Here is a 19997-nt window from a genome sequence, read left to right on the forward strand (position 1 = left end):
CCCTTCGGGGCGTGCTCTTTCCAAGTCCTGCCCGAGCCGTCCGTTCCGCCGTTACTGTTGTCCTTGATGGCACGTCATGGGTGGGATTCGGATGCTCGGCGGTGGCGGCTCACCGCCCTGCTCGGTGTCGGCGCGGCCGTGCTGGCCCTGGCGGTGACCCTGTTCGGCACGTTGTCCGGCGGGGCCAGTACGGCGGGCACCACACGCGACGGCGACAAGGTGCACGGCACCCCGGCCACGACCGGCGCGAAACCCGAGCCGTATGTCGGCTGGGGCTTCACCCACACCCGGTACAGCGCCGACGAGGGTGCCACGGCCGCCACCTCGCGCGTGCGGCAACTGCTCGGGCGGAACGGCGGACTGGCGCAGAACCAGCACATCATGGGCTGGGGCGCCGACAACCCCGAACCGGTCCAGGGACACTACGACTTCGGCGCGCTGGACCGCCGTGTCGACTTCATGCGGGCCTCCGGCGGCACCCCGGTGATCACCCTGTGCTGCTCCCCGGACTGGATGAAGGGCGGCAGGGCCGGGGTCGACCACACGAACTGGAGCCAGGCCGCCCTGGAGACCGCTCCCACCCCCGACCACTACCAGGACTTCGCCGACCTCGCCGCCACCGTCGCCCGGCGCTACCCGGACGTGAAGGACTTCATCGTCTGGAACGAGTTCAAGGGCTTCTGGAACGACGCCAAGTCCCGCTGGGACTACGAGGGGTACACCAGGATGTACAACCTCGTGTACACGGCGCTGAAGAAGGTCGACAAGGACATCATGGTCGGCGGCCCCTACCTGGTGATGGACAGCGTGGATCCGCGGGACCAGAACGCCTCCACCGCGCTGAAGGGGTCCTGGGGCGCCATGGACCAGCGCGTGCTCGACGCCTTCGACTACTGGAACGCCCACAAGGCCGGTGCCGACTTCACCGTGGTCGACGGCTCCAGCTACACCCGCGACGACGAGCTGCTGCCGAACGAGTTCGCGGCCACCGGCAAACTGACGGCCGTCAGCGCATGGGTGCGGCAGCGGACGCACGGCCTTCCGCTGTGGTGGGCCGAGTACTACGTGGAGCCGGGTGACGGCAACGACGACCGCAAGGGCTGGTCCGAGCCGCACCGCGTCGCCGTCCAGGCAACCGGGATGATCGCCATGGTCAAGGGCGGCGCCGACTCCGGCTTCTACTGGAATCCGGAGGACAAGACGGGCACCGGCTGCGCGGGTTGCCTGTGGACCCCCACCGACAGCGCCGGCGGGGGCAGGGCCCTGCCCATGTACGACCTGGTGTCCCGGTTCGCCAAGGCGTTCCCGCCGGGGACGCGGTACGAGAACGTGTCCGTCGCCGCTGACGACGTGCCCCACGTCCGTGTACTGGCGAGCGACAGGACCGTCCTCGTGGTCAACACGCTCAACCGGACGATCAGCGCCCAGGTCGACGGCAAGCGGTTCGACATGGGGCCGTACGAGGTGAGGTGGATCGACCGCTGAACGGCCGAGCCACCTCTCACTTCATGGTCAGGAACCGCTGCACGAGCGCGGCCAGCACCACTGCCAGCAGCGGCAGCGAGAACCAGAACGTGCCCTGGAGTACCCGCAGTTGTCGCACACCCGGCCGGACCGCGACCCGTACGACCTCCCGCGCGGCCAGCAGCAGGATCAGGACGAGCGCGGTCAGCGCGCCGACCACCGACCACGGGGTCCAGGTCACCTGCGGCCCGATCGGGCCCGGGTGCGGCTTCGGCACCGCCCCCGCAGGCCGCCCGCGCAGCGCGAACACGATGACGTCGTCGTTGACCAGGACCTTCGTCAGCTCCTGCCGGTCGTCCAGGTTCTCGACCAGCCGGGGCTCCCAGGTAGCGGAGTAGCCCGCGTCCAGTTGCAGATAGGTCACCTGACTGCGGTTGACCATCAGATACGAGTTCGGGCCGGCGTCCTTGAGCGCCTTGACCAGGCCCGACACCAGCACCGGGTCGGTCGGTGCGAGGGTCGGCACATAGTTCACCCGCTCCATGTCGCGCGCGCCCCACGGCATCGCCGGAGTCACGTCGTTGACCGTGTCCTGGGTCAGCCACAGCAGCCGCAGCGTCGGCTTGTCGTGGGCGTACACCCAGTCCATCGCCGCGACCTCGCCGGGCCGGACCCGCTCGAACGGCTCGTTGCCCCAGCGGGCCACCAGGAAGCCGCCCATCAGCAGCAGTCCGGCCAGCAGCGCGGCCAGCGGGGCGAGGCTGACGCGGTCCTTCTCGCGCTCCTTCGCGGTGACGCCGGTGCGCGGGAAGAGCGCGAGGGCACCGAGCAGGGCCGCGCCCGGTACCGCGAACATGAAGACGCGCAGCGCCATCTCACCGCCGTACGACTGCATGCCGAAGCCCAGGAACGGCACGAAGGTCAGCACCGGCAGGGAGCGTTCGCGGTAGCGGTGGAAGCGACGGCGCCACCAGCCCCAGCAGGCGAACGCCAGCACCGAGCCCGCCAGCAGCACCCGGGTGTACAGCACCAGCTTGTGCGTCGAACTGCCGCCCTGGATCCGGCCGGAGACGGAGGTCGAGACATTGCTGCCGACCCCGCCGACCCCGCCGAACAGGTCGTTGAAGTGTCCCGACCAGTACGGTTCGGCCATGAAGCCGACCCAGACCGCGACCAGCACCGCGCACAGCAGCGGCAGGCCGCGCAGTTCGGAGCGGCCGAGCAGGACGAGGGCCGCGAGCACACCGAGCATGACGAACGGGGTGAGCTGGTGCGCGGGGACACTCGCCGCGTACAGGCCGATCAGCACCAGGAGCAGGACCGCCCGCCCGCGCCGGTCCACCGGTTCCGCCTCCGCCTCGCCCGGGCGGAACCTCGTCCAGATCACGCGCCGCGGGCGGAACCAGACCAGCAGGACCGCCACGAACACCAGATACAGCAGATAGGTGAAGCCCTGCGGCGAGAAGTAGTCCTGGCCGACCCAGCCGCACAGCACGAACAGCCAGACGCCGGTCCACTTCGCCCGCCAGCTCGCCCGCAGCGACCGGGTGAGCAGGAACAGCGGTGCCAGATAGGCGAGTTGGATGGCCGTCGGCCACCAGCGGATGACCTCGGTGAAGTCGGTGACCCCGCTGGCCTTGCCGACGAACGCGGCCACCGCGAAGAAGCCCGGCCAGCTCCAGCGGGCGTCCAGGTCCGGTACGGCGGACCCGGTGCGGTCGATGTAGTCGATGAACCCGAGGTGCTGCCACGCCGTCGGGAACCGCGGCTCGGTCTCGATCACGGCGGGCAGCGCGTGCAGCGACACCACGGTCGCCACCAGCGTGACCAGCAGCAGCGCCCGGTGCTCGCGGCGCAGCCAGAGCAGCGCGGCGAAGACGGTGATCAGCAGGGCCGCTCCGACGAGGGTCGGCAGCGGCAGCACCGAGATCAGGCCGAGGCCGCCCATCCGGTCCAGATCGGCCTCGCCGAGCCGCAGCGCGGGCACCCAGTACAGCAGCAGCGCGGCGATCAGCAGACAGCCCAGGACGACACCGGATCGGGTGGGCAGCAGCCGCTGCCGCAGCGAGACGGGAGCCGGGGGCTCTTGGGGCGCGGGTTCGTCCGGGACGGAGGTGCCGGGGACGGCCTGGGCGCGCTTGGCGAAGGATGCCTCCCGCTCCTCCACCGTGAACGGCGCGTCCACCTCCGCCGCCTCCGCGTCCCGCAGCAGCTCGGCCTCGGCCGGACCCGGCGACGCCTCGCCGCCGGGCTCCCTCTCCTCCACCGGAAGCCCGACCGGAAGCCCGGCCGGAGGCGCCGGCGTACCCGCGGGCGGTGTGCCGGGCCCCGGGCGGACGTCCGGCCGGCGTTCCACATGGTCGAAGTCGACGTGGATACCGAGGGCCAGGGTGTCGGAGTCCAGCGCCCAGCCCGGGCTGTGCCGGCGCACCGGAGAGGAGGCCGGAACCTCGGGCGTGCCCGGGTCGGCGAGGTCCCCGTCGGGTGCTGCCGTGTCGGGTACGGCGGCGGGCGCGGTCCGGATCGTCTTCCAGAGTTTCGGCGCGGCGATCGCCGCGATCACCGCGAGGCTGGCGGCTTCGGCGACCCCCGCGCCCGTCAGCCCCGTCCGGGGCAGGAGCAGCAGGGTCAGGCCCAGCACCAGCACGCACAACAGGCCCTGCAGCCAGGCGAGTCCGGCGGTACGGCTGCGCGCGCGCAGCACCGCGAAGTACGTCTCGATCACGACCCGCAGCACCGAGCCGACCGCGAGCCAGCGCAGCAGCGGCGTCGCCGCACCCGCGTAGCCCTCGCCGAACACGCCGAGGATCCAGGGCGCCCCGATGATCCACAGACCTGCGATCGGCAGCATGATCCGGGCCATCCGCTTCAGCGCGGCCCGGGTGTGGGCGGCCAGCCGCCCCGGGTCGTGCGAGCCCTCGACCGTGAGGGACGCGCCCATGTTGATGGCGAGCAGGTCGGTCGTACCGCCGATGGTGGCGGCGATGTAGAAGTAGGCGTTCTCCGCCGAGCTGACCTGCGCGGCGACGAGCACCGGGACGAGGTAGATCACGGCGAGCGAGAACAGCGAGCCGGTGTAGTCCCCGGCCAGGAACCGTCCGACCTGCTTCAGCGTCGGCGGGTCGGTGCGGCCCTCGGTGGCCCTGACGTGCCGGGGCGCCAGCCGCCGGAACACCAGCCAGCCCAGCGGCACCACCGAGGTGGCGATCGCCGCCATCCAGGAGACGAAGACACCGGTGGTCGGGATGGCGACGGCGAACGCGACGAGCAGGGCCAGCTTCACCGCCGAGAACACGGTGTTCCCCACCGGCACCCAGGTCGCGCTGCGCAGCCCGGTCAGCACGCCGTCCTGCAGGGTGAGCACGTTCCAGGCGACGACGGCCAGGATGAAGCCGATCCCGTTGACCGTCCCGTGCAGGAACCGGTACGACGGCCCCCAGGTGTCCAGGGTCAGCAGGAAGACGCCCCCCGCGAGCGCCACCAGCAGGGAACTGCCCGCGTACGTGCGGAAGATGACCTTGCCGGTGTGCTTCCCGGCGACCGGGATGAAGCGGGCCAGGGCACCGGTGAGGGTGACCGCGGTCAGTCCGGCGAGGAACTTCATCGCGGCGATGGCGGCCGAGCCCTGCCCGACCGCGTCCTCGGAGTAGTAGCGGGCCGCGGCCAGCCAGAAGCCGAGGCCGAGGACGGCGGAGATGCCGGTGTTGAGCATCAGCGCGTAGGCGTTGCGGAACAGCGGGCTGCCGCCGGCGGACCGGCCCGTCCCGGGCAGCCGGAGGCGGCGCCCGGACTTCCCGGGCGCCTCGGCGGCGGCCGTCGCGGCCTCGGTCGTGGTGGTCGTGTCAGACACGGGAACGGATGGCCTTCCGGCGGACCTGGCGGGTTCTGCGGACGAGGGCGTACCCCTTGGTGAGGGCGTGGTCCCCGGCGAAGGTGCGGGCGAGGGCACGGCCGTGGAGGAGCCGCTCGAACTCCTCCACGCCGGTGCCGCGCCGTACGGTGACCCGCCGGAGCGCGTACGGCCCCTGGCGGCGGCGCGCGAGGGCGTTGCCCACGGCGAGCGCCTGGGCGTACCCGCCCGCGCGCACGGCCTCGCGGACGCGGCGGCTGGAGTAGCCGTACGGGTAGGCGAACGAGATCGGTCGGATGCCGAGTTCGTCCGTGACGATCTCCGTGCAGCGGTTCAGTTCCGTGCGCAGCGCTTCGTCGCCGAGCTGGTCGAGCTGCGGGTGGGTGTGGCTGTGCCCGCCGATCTCGACGCCGGCGTCCGCGAGTTCCCGTACCTGCGGCCAGTCGAGCATGGTGTCCAGGCCGCGCCCGGTGTCGTACGCGCCCCTGATCCAGCCGGTGGACACGAACAGCGTGGCCGGGAAGCGGTGCTTGGCGAGGACGGGCAGCGCGTGCCGGTGCACGCCCTCGTAGCCGTCGTCGAAGGTGATCAGCACCGGCCGTGCGGGCAGCGGGCGGCCGGAGCGCCAGTGGGCCGCGAGGCCGGCGGTGGTGACCGGGGTCAGGCCCAGGTCGCCGATGAGCGCCATCTGTTCGGCGAACGCCTCGGGCGCGACCGAGAGGGCGCGGGTGGCGTCGTTGGGCGCGGTGGCGACGGAGTGGTACATGAGGATCGGCACGGCCGTGTCACTCATCGGCGCCTCCCGAGGTCGGCGGCTCCGGGATCGACGCCCCCGGAACGGCACCTGAGGAATCGGCACCCCCGGGACGCGCATCCGCGGGACGGGCACCCCCGGGGCGCGCGTCCGCGGGACGGACGCCGTCCGGGACGGGCGCCTGCAAGACGGGTGCTTCCGGGACCGGGGCCTGTGGGATGGGTGTCCCAGGGATGGGCGCCTGTGGGACGGGTGCTTCGGGGGGCGGGGCCTGTGGGATGGGTGTCCCAGGGTCGGGCGCCTGTGGGACGGGTGTGCCGGGGTCGGTCGTTTGCGGGGTGGGTGTGCCTGGGTCGGGCACCTGTGGGACGGGTGCTTCGGGGGTCGGGGCCTGTGGGACGGGTGCTTCCGGGACCGGGGCCTGTGGGACGGGTGCTTCCGGGAGCGGGGCCTGTGGGATGGGTGTGCCAGGGACGGGAGTCATCGGTATCGGTGTCTCTGGGATCGGTGCCTGCGAGGTCGGTGCCGTCGGGATCGGTGCCGCCGAGAACGTCGTACCGCCGCGCCGCGCCCTCAGGCTGCCGACCGCGTAGCCGCCGGCGGCGCTCAGCACCCCTGCCACGATCGCGCCCGCGCGGCCGGCGCCGCCGGGCCGGGCCAGCAGGGCGTCCCGCAGGCCGCGGGCGACCCCGGCGGGCAGTACCCGGGTGGTGTACCGGCGTTCGGACTCCAGGCCCTTGTCCGCGCCGACGCTCTTCGCCACCAGCGCCTTGGACAGGCCCTCGGCGTAGGTGCGGGTGCGGAAGTAGGCGAAGTGCTCTCGGGGTGCGGGCACCCGGTGGTGGATCACCGCCCGGTCGTCGATGAGCAGGACGGCGTCGGGGCGGGCCCGGGTGAGGCGGATGCACAGCTCCGTCTCCTCGCAGCCCAGCGGGCGGCGGTCGCCGTCGCGGCCGATGCCGGTGGCGAAGCCGCCCGCCGCCTCGAACGCCGTACGCCGGAAGGAAGCGTTTCCTCCGAGCACGTTACGGACCTGGACCCGGCCCGGTGGCAGCCCCTTGTAGGTGCAGCCGACCACCCAGTCGAACTCCCGCGGGAACCAGACCGGCCGCCGGCCCGACGCCCAGACCGGCTCCGTACGGCCGCCGACGGCCATCACGCGCGGGTCGGCGTACCCCTCGGCGAAGCGGCGCAGCCAGTCCCGTTCGGCCACGGCGTCGTCGTCCAGGAAGGCGATGACCTCGCCGTGGGAGGCGGCGATGCCGGTGTTGCGGCCCGCGGACAGGCCGCGCGTGCCCGCGTTGGGCAGGACCCGGACGGCCTCGGTCTCCTTGTACTCGCGCTCCAGCCGGTCCTTCAGGGCCGGGTTGTGGTCCACGACCAGGAGCGTCTCCAGCGCCGGGTACGACTGCGCGCGCACCGAGGAGACCGCCGCGAGGATGTCCTCCCAGCGGTCCTCGGTATACACGCAGATCACGACGGAGATGCCGGGATCTCTCAAGACGCCTCTCCCCGGACCGTGTCGAGCATCGGCGAGTGGCGTTCCCGGCGGCGCAGCTCGCGCCGGTTGGAGCGCTCCTTGAGGATGACCTTCAGGACCCGGATGCCGTCGCGCACGGCCCGCAGGTTGCTGGTGCCGTGGATGCGGAGGTATTCGTGGCTCGGGATCTCCTGCACCTTCAGGCCGGCCTTGACCACTCTGACGTTCATCAGCGTCTCGACCTCGAAGCCGGTGCAGTCGAGGTCGATCTTGTCGAGGCAGTGCCGCCAGAACGCGTTGTAGCCGTAGCACAGGTCGGTGTAGCGGGCGCCGAACTTGCGGTTGACGACGGTGCACAGCGCCCAGTTGCCGAGCTTGCGGATGAAGGTCATGTCGTCGGTGCCGCCGCCGTTGGCGAAGCGCGAGCCCTTGGCGAAGTCGGCGCCTGAGACCAGCGCGGAGACGTAGCTGACGATCTCGCCGCCGTCGGCCGAGCCGTCCGCGTCGACCATCACGATGATGTCGCCGCTGCACGCCTCGAACCCGGTGATCAGGGCGTCCCCCTTGCCCTTGCCGCGCTGTCCGACGACCTTGACGTCCGGCCACAGGGAACGGGCCACGTCGATGGTGTCGTCCGTGGAATTGCCGTCCACGAGAACGACTTCGTGTATCCAGTCCGGGAGTGTCTTGAAGACGTAGGGGAGATTCTCCGCCTCGTTCATGGCGGGGATCACCACGCTCACCGGCGGGGTTATCGCCAGGTGAGAGGAGATGGGCCGGTAGTGGGCCTCAAGGAACGGATCTTGGCCCGAACTCGGCGGGCGCAGCACGGAACTCACGGGTTTTTCCCTCTCGTCCGGTGGACCGCCCGCCCCTGGGCGGTCCGGCTCTGTGTCCGGTTCGAAAGGGGGGTTCTCGTCTTGGGCACGGCGAAATGATCTCCGTACCGCAAGGCGAGCTGGCAAAGCTGGCCGGTCTGCCCGAGAAATACGGCAGCCGGTCGCGCGGCACGACTCGGTCACAGTTGCGGTCACCGAGCACGGCACCCCCCTACCGCGCCCCGCGCCGGTGACGTCGCGGCCCTGAGCCCTCCCCTGGAGCCGTATGCCGACGTGCCGGTGCGGGTGAGATGTACGACGGTATTGACGATTGAACCCGAAAGGCAAGCCCTGAGGGCTCCCTCACGTTTTTGTTGGTTTGGCCGTTACACAACTTTGGCCGGTGTTGCTCGGTCTTGTGTACGTTTTCCGGAAATTCGTTCCCGAAGCAGGATCGCGAGCAGCAGCAGCGCGCTCAGCGCGGTCACGGCCAGCACCCCGCCCCGGACCGACCAGCGGTGAACCGCGAGCATGCCTTGGGCGACCAGCATGGTGACGACGACGGAGCCCGCGAGCGCGCAGAGCGCCCGGCCGAACGGATCCAGTCCGCGCAGTGCCGCGGCGAGTGTCATGGCCGGCGCCGCGAGCAGGAAGAACAGGGCGCACGGGCCGCGCAGTACGGATGTGGAGTCGGTGAGCGCGAGCAGCGCGCCGACACCGCCGATGGCGGTCGCCGCCCCAGCGAGCAGCGGTGACAGGGCCCTCCCCGGCCCGGTCCGCGCTGCGCCGGAGTCCTCGGCGTCGCCGTCTGATGAAGGTGACTTGATACCCAAGGTCTGCATTGGCGACTTTGCCCCCCGACGCGCCGGATGTCGGGCTTCACTGTGGCGCGGACCGAGGGGGGCCGTCAAGAAGGCGATTGTCTAGCCGTCAACTGTCATGACATGGACATGCAATAGATGATCCGTGAATGTTTCGGGTTGAGCCTGTTGAGAGCCGAATGGTCTTGGCATGGACACTTCCCGTCAACACGCGTAGTTGCTACGACAGTTGTGGCAGACATCCTGCTAAAGGGAGGTTCCATGAGACGTTCCCGACTTACCGGATTCGTTACCTCGCTCCTCCTCGCCGCCGGCCTCGGTCTCACCGGGGCCGCCTCGGCGCAGGCGTCCTCGACGGCCGGGGCCGGTGGCTATGCGGCCCTCGGCGACTCCTACTCCTCCGGAGTCGGCGCCGGCAGCTACATCGGCTCCAGCGGCAGCTGCGACCGCAGCACCAAGGCGTACCCCTACCTGTGGAACGCAGCCCACAGCCCGTCCTCGTTCGCCTTCAACGCCTGCTCGGGCGCCACGACGGACGACGTCCTCGCGAACCAGCTCGGCTCGCTGAACTCCTCCACCTCACTGGTGTCCCTCACCATCGGCGGCAACGACGCCGGGTTCTCCGACGTCATGACGACCTGTGTGATCCAGTCCGACAGCGCCTGCCTCGACCGGATCAACACCGCCAAGGCGTACGTCGACTCCACGCTGCCCGGCAAGCTGGACACCGTCTACAACGCGATCAGCGCCAAGGCCCCGAACGCCCGGGTGGTCGTGCTCAGTTACCCCCGCTTCTACCTGCTCGGCCAGACCTGCCTCGGGCTCTCCGGCACCAAACGGTCCGCGATCAACGGCGCGGCCGACTACATCGACGCCGCCATCCAGAAGCGCGTGCAGGCCCACGGCTTCGTCTTCGGTGACGTCCGTACCGCGTTCTCCAGCCACGAGATCTGCTCCGGCGACTCCTGGCTGCACAGCGTCAACTGGCTCGACATCGGCGAGTCGTACCACCCCACCGCGGCCGGCCACTCCGGCGGCTATCTGCCGGTGCTCACGAACAACGCGTGACCCGGACGGGCTCGCCCCTCAGGGTGAACTCTCCGGTGAGCCCGACGCCGAAGCGGAGGCCCCGCCCGACGGGGTCTCCGTCGCCGTAGCCGTCGTACAGCTCACCGAGAACGGGACGGTGTTCGACGCGGTCTGCACGGGGCCGCGCACCTTCACACCGACCTGGTCCCCGGCCGCGCCGGCACCGGAGTACACCGACAGGGTGGCCCGCACCTGCCGGCTCTTCCCGCCGCCGTCCGGGAAGGACAGCGTCCGCCACCCGGGATCCGACACCGACCCGCGCGTCGTCACCCACCGGTACTCCACCTGCGCGGGCACCCGCCCCACCGTGAACGTCGCCGTGAAGACGGGCGTCTGCCCGGCGGGCGGCGGACAGCTCCCGGAGTACGTCGTGTGTGCGCCCGTCACGGTGACGCGCACCGACTGCGCGGGCGGGGTGCCCGACGACGTGCTGCCGCTCGGGGTCGGCGGCGTCCCGGTGTCCGAGCGGGTGCCGCTGTGGGTGGTCGGCACGTGCGCGCTCCCGCTCGCCCGGCCGCCGTCCTCCTTCGCCCGGCCGCCGCCGTTGTCGCGGTTCAGCAGCGCGTACGTCAGTCCCGCCAGCGCGAGCACGACCGCGAGGACCCCCGCCACCAGCACCACACCGGTCCGCCGGGAGCGTTCCGGTTCCTCGGGTGCCGTGCTGCCGGGCAGCGGCACCGGCGGAGCGGGGGAGGACCGCGGGGAGGGCCCCTGGTACCGGCCCGCGGCCGGCGGTGCGGTGTACGGCGGCACCGGCATGGGGGCCGTCCGGGGCGTTCCTCCTCCAGAGGGGGCACCCCCGGCCGCGACGGTCCGCAGCTCGTGCTCCGCCCGCTCGGCGACCGGCCGTTCGGCGGGTTCCTTGCGCAGCAGCCCCTCGATGACGCCGGCGAGCGGCCCGGCGCGGCGGCGGCAGCTCGTCCTCCACCACGGCGCGCAGGGTGCTGAGCGGGGTGTCGTACCGGAACGGCGAGACGCCCTCCACGGCCGCGTACAGCAGCACCCCCAGCGACCACAGATCCGACTCCGGCCCCGGCGTCCGCCCCAACGCCCGCTCCGGGGCGAGGAATTCGGGCGAGCCGATCACCTCGCCGGTCATGGTCAGCGCGGAGCTGCCCTCGAGCGAGGCGATCCCGAAGTCGGTCAGCACCACCCGCCCGTCGTTCGCGAGCAGCACGTTGGCGGGCTTGACGTCCCGGTGCAGCACCCCGGCGGCGTGCGCGGCGCACAGCGCGGCCAGCACCTCGGCGCCGATGTGCGCGGCCCGCTGCGGAGACAGCGGACCCTCCGCCTCCACCTGGTCGGCGAGCGACAGCCCGCGCACCAGCTCCATCACGATCCACGGCCGGCCGGCCTCCAGCGCCACGTCGTACACCGTGACCACATTGCGGTGGGCGACCCGCGCCGCCGCCCACGCCTCGCGCTCCAGGCGCGCGTACATCCGCTCCACGTCGGAGGCCGGCAGCCCGGCCGGGGCCCGCACCTCCTTGACGGCCACCTCGCGGTGCAGCACCTCGTCCCGGGCGCGCCACACCGTGCCCATGCCGCCCTCGCCCAGCGGGGACAGCAGACGGTAGCGGCCCGCGATCACACGTTCGTGGCCCGGCTCTTCGGACACGGCGCCCCCAGGCAAGTCGCGTGATGTCTCCCCAAAGTAGCTCAGCCGAGCGCGGATGCGGCCCCCCTGAGCACCAATCCCGCGCCGAGGGCCAGGACGACCAGCGCGGACGCGAGCGGCACGGACCGGCGCACCAGGGTGGCCACCGGGTGAGCGGTCCAGCGCGGACGCCGCTCCAGCACGCGGGTCACGCCCGAGCCCAGCCGGACCACGGCGAACCCGGCGGCCGTGAGCGTCAGCGCCAGCCCGGCACCGTAGGCCACGACGAGCAGCAGCCCGAACCAGGCCTTGCCGAGCGCGGCGGCGCCGACGAGGACGACCACGGCCGACGGACTGGGCACCAGCCCACCGGCGAAGCCGAGCAGGATCGTGCCGCGGAGGGTGGGGGCGGTGGAGTGGGAGTGGGTGTGGCCGCCGTGGGTGTGCGTGTGGGTGTGCTCCTCATGGGTGTGTTCCCCATGGGCGTGCTCACCATGGTGAGGGTGGTGATGGTGGCGGTCGGAACCATGGTGGGCGTGCGCATGCCCGTGGGTCCGGTTGCGCCAGGCCCGCCGTACCAGGTTGGCGCCGGCCGCCAGCACCAGGGCGCCGCTCGCCAGGCCCAGCCAGGCGATCACCGACGGGGTGGCGGCCGAGCCGGCCGTGACGAGCAGGCCCAGGGCGACCACGCCGAGAGTGTGGGTCACCGTGACCGAGGCGGCCAGCGGCAGCACGTCCCGCGGGCGGGCCCGGCCACCGCGCGCCGCCGCCGTCGCGGCCATCAGGGTCTTGCCGTGGCCCGGCGCGAGCGCGTGCATCGCGCCGAGGACCACCGCGACGAGGAGCGCCAGCGCGGCGAAGCCGACGGTGAGGTCGTGCCGGGCCACGAGGTCGTCCAGCGCGCGGGTCCAGCGGTCGGCGCCCCGCGGCAGGATGGCGGCCCCCGGCGCCTGCTGCCGCTCCTCGGCGAGCGCCGGGCCGCCGGGGCGCAGCCGCACGGAGGCGGCGGTGGTGTCGGCCGGGGAGGACAGCAAGTCCTTCGGGTACGTGGTCAGTTCGCGGGAGACCGACGTCTTCGGGACGTCCGTCGCGGTCAGCGTCATACGGTCGCCGCGCGCGGTGATCTCCCGCCAGCCGGGGCCGGACCAGTTCGTCGCGCTGTGGAAGCCGAGGGAGACCGAACCGGCCCGGGGGAGCGGCGCGGTCCAACGGCACGCGACGCGCAGGGTGTTGAGGCCCGCCTGTCCGGGGCGCAGGGCGGCCCTGCTGTCCCGCACCGTGAGCGGGACCCGGTGCCCGCCCACCGTCACCTCGCTGCCCTGCGCGGACTGCGTGCAGCGCTGCCGGGCCCAACGGGCCATGCCCAGCCGCTCGATGTCCGGCTTGGTCTGGGTGGCCGGGATCTCGGCGAGGTCCTCCACATGGTCGACGCGGAGCTGCCCGGGGGCGGCGACCAGGCCGTCGTAGCGGTTGACGGTGAAGTTCCCGAGCGGGTGCGCGCTCGCCTGGCCGGCCGGCAGCAGCGCGAGCGCGCTCACGGCGAGGAGCAGGAGGGGGAGGCGGAGCTTCACTGCGCGGCCTCCAGCGCGGTGCGGGCCTCGGCCGCGCCGAGCGGGGAGAAGCCGGGGTTCAGTTTCAGCGCGGAGGTGAGGGAGGCGCGGCCGGCCGTGCGGTGGCCCCTGGCCAGCTCGATCATGCCGCGGTGGTACAGGAAGGCGGCGTTGCGGTACCCGGTGGCGGTGGCCCGGCGCGCGTACGGCAGGGCCTCGGCATCGCGGCCGTTCACGTGCAGCGCCCAGGCCAGGGCGTCCGCAGTGTGCACGGTGTGCCGGCGGGCCCATTCGGCGCGGGCCGCGCGCAGGGCGGCCGCCTTGTCGCCGTGGTCGGCGGCGGCCAGCGCGGTGTCGAGGTCGGCGTTGACGCCGTTGGCGCGGGCCAGCGCGATCCAGGCGTCCACCAGGGCGTACTCCCGCCGCGCCCTGGCCCGGTCGCCGGCGGCGCCCCGCGCCTCGTACAGCTCGCCCAGTTCGACGAGCGGACCCGGCAGCGGATAGCGGGACACCACCGTCTCCATCCCCCTGATCGCCGCCGCACGGTCACCGCTCGCCGCCTGCGCCCGCGCCCGGCCTTCCAGCGCGGGCAGATAGGTGTCGTCGGCGGCGAGGGCGCGGGCGTAGGAGGTGAGGGCACTCTTGTAGTCGCCCTGGTTCCAGGCGAGCTGGCCGAGCTGGGCGGCCACGTACGCGACGTCGCCCGCCGAGGTCGCGCCGGCCAGTGCCTGCCCGAGGACCCGGCGCGCCGTCGTCACATCGCCGCGCAGCTCGTGCACGTACGCGTACCGCGTGAAGACCGGCACGCCCGGCTTGCGGGCGTCGGCTGTCCCGGCCGCCTTCGACGCCTCGGTGTACCGGCCGAGTTCGACCAGGGCGTCGACACGGGAGGACAGTGCGCGCTCGCTGTACGGGTTCTGCCGCAGCGCCTCGTCCGCGTAGGTCAGGGCGTCCTTGAAGTCGTGCCGGGCCGCGGCGAGGGCCGCGCGGCCGGCCAGCGCCTGGTCGCTGTCCGGGGCGAGTGCGAGGGACCGCTTCAGCGCCTGCTCCGCCTGCGGGTAGCGGGAGGGGTCGCCCTTGGTCCGCGCCTGCTCGACGTAGGCCAGGCCCAGGGTGGCCCAGGCGCCGGAGTCCTTGGGCTGGGTGCGCAGATGGCTCTGCAGCGCGGCGATGCTCGCGTCCAGGTCGCCGCCGCCCAGGACGCCGGGGTCCACGGCGGTGGAGGCGGCCGGCACGGTGGTGGGCGCCCGGTCCGCACCCACGGCGATCGCGCCGCCGGTCAACGCGATGGCCAACAGGGCCGCACAGCCGACGAGTTGTACGCCCCGCCAGCGCCGCCCGGCGGTGGCGAACCGCCGGAGGGTGGCCACGCGCTCGTCGGGACCGGGAGCCGAGGGCTCGTCGGAGCCGGGGGTCACGCGCTCGCTGTCGCCGTCGGCCGGGGACTGTGCGCGGGGCGAGGGTTGCGGCGAGTCGGGCGGCACGTCCTCGCCGCCGTCGGCCGAGGGCTTCTCGGAACCGGGCGTCATGCGGGCGCGACGGGTGACCAAGGGCTCCTCGAAGCCGGGCCTGCCTCCTTCGGCGCCCGTCCCGGAGGCGGTGTCGGCTGCGGTGAGCCGCGGCGCCGTCTCGTCCTCCTCGGTGTTCACCTGCCGCTCGCCGGCCTCGTCGTCGTTCGTGCGCGGGGACATGCCCTCTCCTCGGTCGCCTGGTGCTGGTCGGAAGGGGAAGGCGCGGCCCGCCGTGGGGGAGGGGGTTACGGGCCGCGCCGGTCCGGGGTGGGTACGGCGGTCAGTACGGGCGCCGCATGCGCCGGCGCCACCACCCGACGGCCGTGCCGATCAGCAGGATCCCGGCCGCACCCGAGGCCGCCGACGCGGCGATCAGCACCGTGTTGCCGGAACCGGAGCCGTCGGAGGACCCGGCAGGCTGAAGGGCGTCGCCCAGCTGGCTGCGCACGTCCGTGCCCGCCGTCGTGCCCTTGGCGAGCGGTCCGCGCGAACCGGAGGTGGGCTCGGCGACGTACGGGAAGTACTTCTCGAAGCCCTTGTCGTTCTTGTCCACCGCGTCGCCCAGGTCGTTCTTGGAGCCGACCAGTTCACCCTCGACGACCTGCAACGCCTCGTCGATCACGTCGTCGGTGAGCCGGCGCCCGTTCGGGAAGCCCGCGTTGTCGCCGTCCAGGACGCCCAGGCGCTTGGGATGCATGCTCGGCTTGATGGAGGTGTTCAGGCGCAGCTCCTCCGAGGGACGCACTCCCGGCGGCTGGTTGAGGCCCTTCACACCCTTCAGGAACACGTCGACCAGGTCGTTGCGCGGCTCGGCCGGTGCCTTGATCTTGTAGATCGACTCGATCAGCTTCGGCAGCTCCGGGTTGGTGACGTTCTTCAGGAACTGCGCGTCGTACGCGGGCTGGGAGGCGTTGAACTTGTCCTTGTCCTTCTGTGGGTTGACCACCTCGTTGACCAGCGGGTTGCCCAGGCGCGAGACCTGGGTGTAGTAGCCCTGCGCGTTGCGGCGCTGGGTCGTGGACCAGATCCCGACGACCGGCTGCCCCGCCGACTGACGGATCAGGTCGTTCGGCACCTGCAGGGCGATGGTGTTGACGTTGTAGCCCTTCAGGGTGTCCCGCCCGACCTCGCTGAGGTTGCCGCCGTACAGCAGGTCGAAGACGCGCAGGTCCGCGAAGAACGGGTCGTCCGCCTGCCCGGCGAAGGTCTTGGCGCCGCCCGCCGCCTTGTAGACGGCCTGGTCGCGCAGCTTGCCGTAGTACGGCATGGACGCCTTGCCGACGTTGGACGGCGCCACCGGCACGTCGTCCGCGACCTTCGTCTTCGACATCGCGTGCCCGTTCTTGAGCTTGAGCAGATCGATGTCGTATGTCTGTGTGATGTTGAGGTCGGGATCCGCCAGGTTGGTGACCGGCCCCGTGTTGTACAGGAACGTGTTGCCGTTCTTCGTGTGGGTCGTGAAGGTGTAGCGGAACACCAGGTCGTCCTGCGCGTCACCGTTGTTGTCGATGTGCAGGTCGTACTGCGCGTCGTCGGCGAACGTGTAGAAGTTCGGCCCGCCCGCCGGCTCCTCGAACGGGATCCAGTTGGCCACGATCGTCGTGGTGTCGGCCTTGTCCGGGCTGACGAACGCGTACAGGTCGGTGTTGTCGTACTGCGGGGTGCCCGAGATCAGCGGGGCCTCCCGGTGGGAAGAGGCGGAGGCCGCCCCGGGTGCCAGCGCGGCGGCGCCGGCGGCGGTGAGCCCCCCGGCGGCCAGCGCACCGCAGATGAGCGTGACCACGCCGGTGCGTCCCGTGCCGCTCCTGGAGAAGAGAGGTGTCATGCCGTCCGTCCTCAGTGCCGACTTGCCTTTGACGGAGGGGTATACGGAGCCGGACCACGGATCGGATGGGTCGGCCGGAGAAAAAGTTTTGGGTCCTTCCCGACCCGCGTTTTCGGCCCGCTGATCCGTATCACCCGCCGGAGGTGTGCGTTCGTGCGGATGCGTGGAGTGCGCGGAAGGGCCGGCTGCGGCCGCGGAGAGGGGACCCGCATGCGGGCGGACGAGTTGCTGGTGCTCGTCGCGGGGGGCGACCAGCGGGCCTTCGAGGACCTGTACGCACTGGTGTCCGGACCGGTGTACGGACTGGTGCGACGGGTGGTGCGCGACCCCGCCCAGTCCGAGGAGGTCGCCCAGGAGGTACTGCTCGAGATGTGGCGCTCGGCCGCCCGGTACGACCCGGGGCGGGGCAGCGCGCTGTCCTGGATCCTCACCCTCGCCCACCGCCGCGCCGTCGACCGGGTGCGCAGTGCCCGCGCGGCCGGCGAGCGCGAGCAGCGGGAGGCCCTGCGCGCCGGGGAGCCCGCCTTCGACCAGGTCGCCGAGGAGGTCGAGGCCGGCATGGAGCGCGAGTGGGTGCGCCGCTGTCTGCGCCGGCTCACGGACCTGCAACGCCAGTCCGTGACCCTCGCCTACTACGACGGCTACACCTACCGCGAGGTGGCCGAGCGGCTCTCGCTGCCGCTCGGCACGGTCAAGACACGGATGCGCGACGGGCTCACCCGGCTCCGCCAGTGCCTGGGAGGCGCCGCATGAGCATCCTCGGCAAGCTGCTGCGCCGCGAGGACCTGCACTCCCTCGCCGCGCCCTACGCGCTCGACGCCCTCGACGCGGGCGAGCGGCGCAGGTTCGCGAAACACCTGCAGAGCTGCGACCGCTGCGCCGCCGAGGTGCGGGACCTCGCCGAGGACGCCGTACGACTCGCCTGGTCCACGGCGGCTCCCGCGCCCGCCGGACTGCGCGAGCGGGTGCTGGCCGCGGTGCGTACCACCCCGCAGGAGCAGGCACCGGTACAGGCGCCGGGCCGGGAGCGCACGCCCCAGCTGCCGCCGCACGTCTGGGGCACCCAGCCCCCGCCGGGACGCACCCGTACGCCCCGCACGCGCCCCCTGTTCGTGCCGCTCGCCACGGCCACCGCGGCGGCGGCCCTCGTCGTCGCCTCCCTCTTCGCCGTCCAGGCGCACCGCAGCCAGGGCCGGCTGGACGCGGAGCGGGCCCGGGGACGTGAGATCGCCCACGTTCTGGCCGCGCCCGACGCCCGGGCCACCACCAGCAAGGACGCTCAGGGCCGCGGTATCGGAGTGATCGCTTCCGCATCGGAGCGGGAAGCCGTCGTCACCCTCAGCGGATACGGCGCCCCGCCCGGCGGCCGCGTCCATCAGCTCTGGCTCGTGCGCCCCGGCGCGGGGCCGCGCTCCCTCGGGCTCTTCGCGGGCGACACGCCCTTGGTCGCGAAGGGTCTCGACACGTCCTCGACGTCACTCGCTGTAACCGTCGAACCTGACGGGGGCTCAGCGCAGCCGACCGGCCAGCCCCTTGTCCAACTCACCCTGAAATCGGTCGGATTCGGAGAGTAGTCAGCGAGGGGTGGTCAACCGCCTTGCAGGGAAGGTGAATCCTGTGGCCGAGATACACGCGTGCCCCACTGGGGCGATAGGGTTACCCTGCCCGGGCCGGGTGGACTCGTACGGGTGGGGAGTGACATGGAACAGATAACAGTGCGCAGCAGGGCCAGGGTCCCTGCGATCACCTGCGGGAGCAGCGCGACCAGTTCGCGCCTCGACCGCCATCTGTCGGTGCTGGCGGGTCCCGCCATACCGCAGCGGGAGGCGGCCGAGGCGACCTCGCTGATGCGCGAGCTGACGGCGCGTGACAGGCCACACCAGCGCAGCGACCGGGGCAAGCGGGTCAGCCGCGTCTCCCTCTTCGCACCGCTGCGTCGGCTGCGTCGCTCGCTGTTCGGCGGACACTGAGCGGTCCCGAGCCGCTCCCGGAGTCCGCTCGCGGAGTGCCGGCGCTCAGGCCGCCACACCGTCCCGGCGCATCGCTGCGATCTCGTCGTCCGTCATCCCCACGGCATGCAGCAGCGCCTCGGTGTGCTGCCCGAGCGCGGGCACCTCACCCATCCGTGCCTCGTCCCCGCCCGGCAGTGTGATGGGAGGCAGCAGCGCCTTCAGCGGCCCGACCGGAGATCCCACCTCGCGCCACCGCTCCCGGGCCGCCAGCTGCGGATGCTCCACCAGCTCGGGTACGTCCCTGAGCCGGGCGCAGGCGATGTCCGCCTTCTCCAGCCGCGCCAGCGCCTCCTCGGTGTCCAGTGCGCCGAGCGCCCGCGCCACCAGTTCGTCCGTCTTCTCCCGGTTCACGACCCGTGCCGCGTTCGTCGCGTACGCGGGGTCCAGCCCCAGTTCCGGACGTCCTATGACCTGTTCGGCCAGCCGCCGCCACTCACGGTCGTTCTGCACGGACAGCAGCACCCGCCCGCCGTCCGCCGTCGCATAGGCGTCGTACGGCGCGATGACGGCGTGCGCGAGGCCGGTGCGCGCCGGGGGCTCACCCCCGTGCATCGCATGGTGCAGCGGATGCCCCAGCCACTCGGCGAGCGCATCCAGCATCGACACCTCCACCGGCCCGCCCCGCCCGGTCGTCCCCCGCCGTACGAGAGCCGCCAGGACGCCCGAGAACGCGTACATGGCCGCCGCGATGTCCGCCGCCGGGATCCCCGCCTTCACCGGCTGCTCCGGCGTCCCGGTCACCGACACGAGCCCCGCCTCGCACTGCACGAGCATGTCGTACGCCCGCTTGTCCGCGTACGGCCCGAAGGAGCCGTACCCGGAGATGTCCACGGCGATCAGCCGCGGATGCGCCGCGCACAGCGTGGCCGCGTCCAGGCCGAGCCGGGCCGCCGCCCCGTGGGCGAGGTTCTGCATGAACACGTCCGCGTCCGCGATCAGCCGCCGTACGGCGGCCAGGCCGCGCGGGTCCTTCAGGTCCAGCGCCAGGGACTCCTTGCCGCGGTTGCACCACACGAAGTGCGAGGCCAGGCCGCGGGCCGCCGTGTCGTAACCGCGCGCGAAGTCGCCGCCGTCGACCCGCTCCACCTTGATGACCCGGGCGCCCAGGTCGGCGAGCTGCCGGGTCGCGAAGGGCGCGGACACGGCCTGTTCGACGGCGACGACGGTGATGCCCGCGAGGGGCAGGGGCTGCTGGTAGGCGGGCTGACCCGTGGGCTGTTCCATGA

Annotated in this window: 13 protein-coding genes and 2 pseudogenes; 5 read left to right on the forward strand and 10 right to left on the reverse strand. The window is 72.5% G+C overall.

Annotation, left to right across the window (positions count from 1 at the left end):
- The first annotated feature begins 66 nt into the window (after positions 1 to 66).
- Positions 67 to 1485: a GH39 family glycosyl hydrolase gene (locus ACZ7GZ_RS19290; protein ID WP_471025515.1), complete on the forward strand. Its 1419-nt coding sequence runs from the start codon at positions 67 to 69 to the stop codon at positions 1483 to 1485.
- A gap of 16 nt (positions 1486 to 1501) precedes the next feature.
- On the opposite strand, the gene ACZ7GZ_RS19295 is transcribed toward ACZ7GZ_RS19290, so the two are convergent.
- The 5 genes and pseudogenes from ACZ7GZ_RS19295 to ACZ7GZ_RS19315 form a co-directional block, all read right to left on the reverse strand.
- A complete protein-coding gene (locus ACZ7GZ_RS19295; protein WP_471025517.1) occupies positions 1502 to 5314 on the reverse strand; it encodes a lipopolysaccharide biosynthesis protein in 3813 nt (1270 codons plus the stop codon).
- Positions 5307 to 6107 (reverse strand): polysaccharide deacetylase family protein, encoded by an 801-nt coding sequence (locus tag ACZ7GZ_RS19300; RefSeq protein ID WP_471025519.1) that lies wholly within the window; start codon positions 6105 to 6107, stop codon positions 5307 to 5309. The genes ACZ7GZ_RS19295 and ACZ7GZ_RS19300 overlap by 8 nt, the downstream gene beginning before the upstream one ends.
- A 475-nt stretch (positions 6108 to 6582) precedes the next feature.
- A pseudogene (locus ACZ7GZ_RS19305) lies at positions 6583 to 7569 on the reverse strand (glycosyltransferase family 2 protein); the annotation flags it as partial.
- Complete coding sequence (locus ACZ7GZ_RS19310) at positions 7566 to 8387, reverse strand: glycosyltransferase family 2 protein (RefSeq protein WP_471025521.1); 822 nt, start codon at positions 8385 to 8387, stop codon at positions 7566 to 7568. The pseudogene ACZ7GZ_RS19305 and the gene ACZ7GZ_RS19310, both read right to left, overlap by 4 nt.
- A 365-nt stretch (positions 8388 to 8752) precedes the next feature.
- A complete protein-coding gene (locus ACZ7GZ_RS19315) occupies positions 8753 to 9208 on the reverse strand; it encodes a hypothetical protein (protein ID WP_471025522.1) in 456 nt (151 codons plus the stop codon).
- A 240-nt stretch (positions 9209 to 9448) separates the two neighbouring features.
- On the opposite strand from ACZ7GZ_RS19315, the gene ACZ7GZ_RS19320 reads away from it, so the two are divergent.
- On the forward strand, positions 9449 to 10255 hold the full coding sequence (locus ACZ7GZ_RS19320) for an SGNH/GDSL hydrolase family protein (RefSeq protein ID WP_471025523.1): 807 nt from the start codon (positions 9449 to 9451) through the stop codon (positions 10253 to 10255).
- Positions 10256 to 10273: 18 nt separating this feature from the next.
- Here the strand turns inward: ACZ7GZ_RS19320 and ACZ7GZ_RS19325 are convergent.
- The 4 genes and pseudogenes from ACZ7GZ_RS19325 to ACZ7GZ_RS19340 all read right to left on the reverse strand — a co-directional run bounded on the left by ACZ7GZ_RS19325 (position 10274) and on the right by ACZ7GZ_RS19340 (position 16759).
- A pseudogene (locus ACZ7GZ_RS19325) lies at positions 10274 to 11894 on the reverse strand (serine/threonine-protein kinase).
- 41 nt (positions 11895 to 11935) lie between these two features.
- The gene (locus ACZ7GZ_RS19330; protein WP_471025526.1) at positions 11936 to 13444 is read right to left on the reverse strand and encodes a HoxN/HupN/NixA family nickel/cobalt transporter; all 1509 of its coding nucleotides are present in this window, start codon (positions 13442 to 13444) and stop codon (positions 11936 to 11938) included.
- On the reverse strand, positions 13441 to 15114 hold the full coding sequence (locus tag ACZ7GZ_RS19335; protein ID WP_471025528.1) for a tetratricopeptide repeat protein: 1674 nt from the start codon (positions 15112 to 15114) through the stop codon (positions 13441 to 13443). The genes ACZ7GZ_RS19330 and ACZ7GZ_RS19335 overlap by 4 nt, the downstream gene beginning before the upstream one ends.
- Before the next feature lie 100 nt (positions 15115 to 15214).
- Complete coding sequence (locus ACZ7GZ_RS19340; protein WP_471025531.1) at positions 15215 to 16759, reverse strand: DUF4331 domain-containing protein; 1545 nt, start codon at positions 16757 to 16759, stop codon at positions 15215 to 15217.
- A 210-nt stretch (positions 16760 to 16969) separates the two neighbouring features.
- Here ACZ7GZ_RS19340 and ACZ7GZ_RS19345 point away from each other — a divergent pair, with 210 nt between their 5' ends.
- The 3 genes from ACZ7GZ_RS19345 to ACZ7GZ_RS19355 all read left to right on the forward strand — a co-directional run bounded on the left by ACZ7GZ_RS19345 (position 16970) and on the right by ACZ7GZ_RS19355 (position 18729).
- Positions 16970 to 17512 carry a sigma-70 family RNA polymerase sigma factor gene (locus ACZ7GZ_RS19345; protein WP_471025534.1) on the forward strand — a complete coding sequence of 181 codons (543 nt, stop codon included), beginning with the start codon at positions 16970 to 16972 and terminating at the stop codon, positions 17510 to 17512.
- Positions 17509 to 18333 (forward strand): anti-sigma factor, encoded by an 825-nt coding sequence (locus ACZ7GZ_RS19350; RefSeq protein WP_471025536.1) that lies wholly within the window; start codon positions 17509 to 17511, stop codon positions 18331 to 18333. The genes ACZ7GZ_RS19345 and ACZ7GZ_RS19350 overlap by 4 nt, the downstream gene beginning before the upstream one ends.
- A gap of 126 nt (positions 18334 to 18459) precedes the next feature.
- Positions 18460 to 18729: a hypothetical protein gene (locus ACZ7GZ_RS19355; RefSeq protein ID WP_471025538.1), complete on the forward strand. Its 270-nt coding sequence runs from the start codon at positions 18460 to 18462 to the stop codon at positions 18727 to 18729.
- A gap of 45 nt (positions 18730 to 18774) precedes the next feature.
- On the opposite strand, the gene ACZ7GZ_RS19360 is transcribed toward ACZ7GZ_RS19355, so the two are convergent.
- Positions 18775 to 19995, reverse strand: a complete 1221-nt coding sequence (locus tag ACZ7GZ_RS19360) for a CaiB/BaiF CoA transferase family protein (RefSeq protein WP_471025540.1) — start codon at positions 19993 to 19995, stop codon at positions 18775 to 18777.
- Positions 19996 to 19997 lie beyond the last annotated feature (2 nt).

The organism is Streptomyces sp. NPDC037288 (assembly GCF_055603265.1).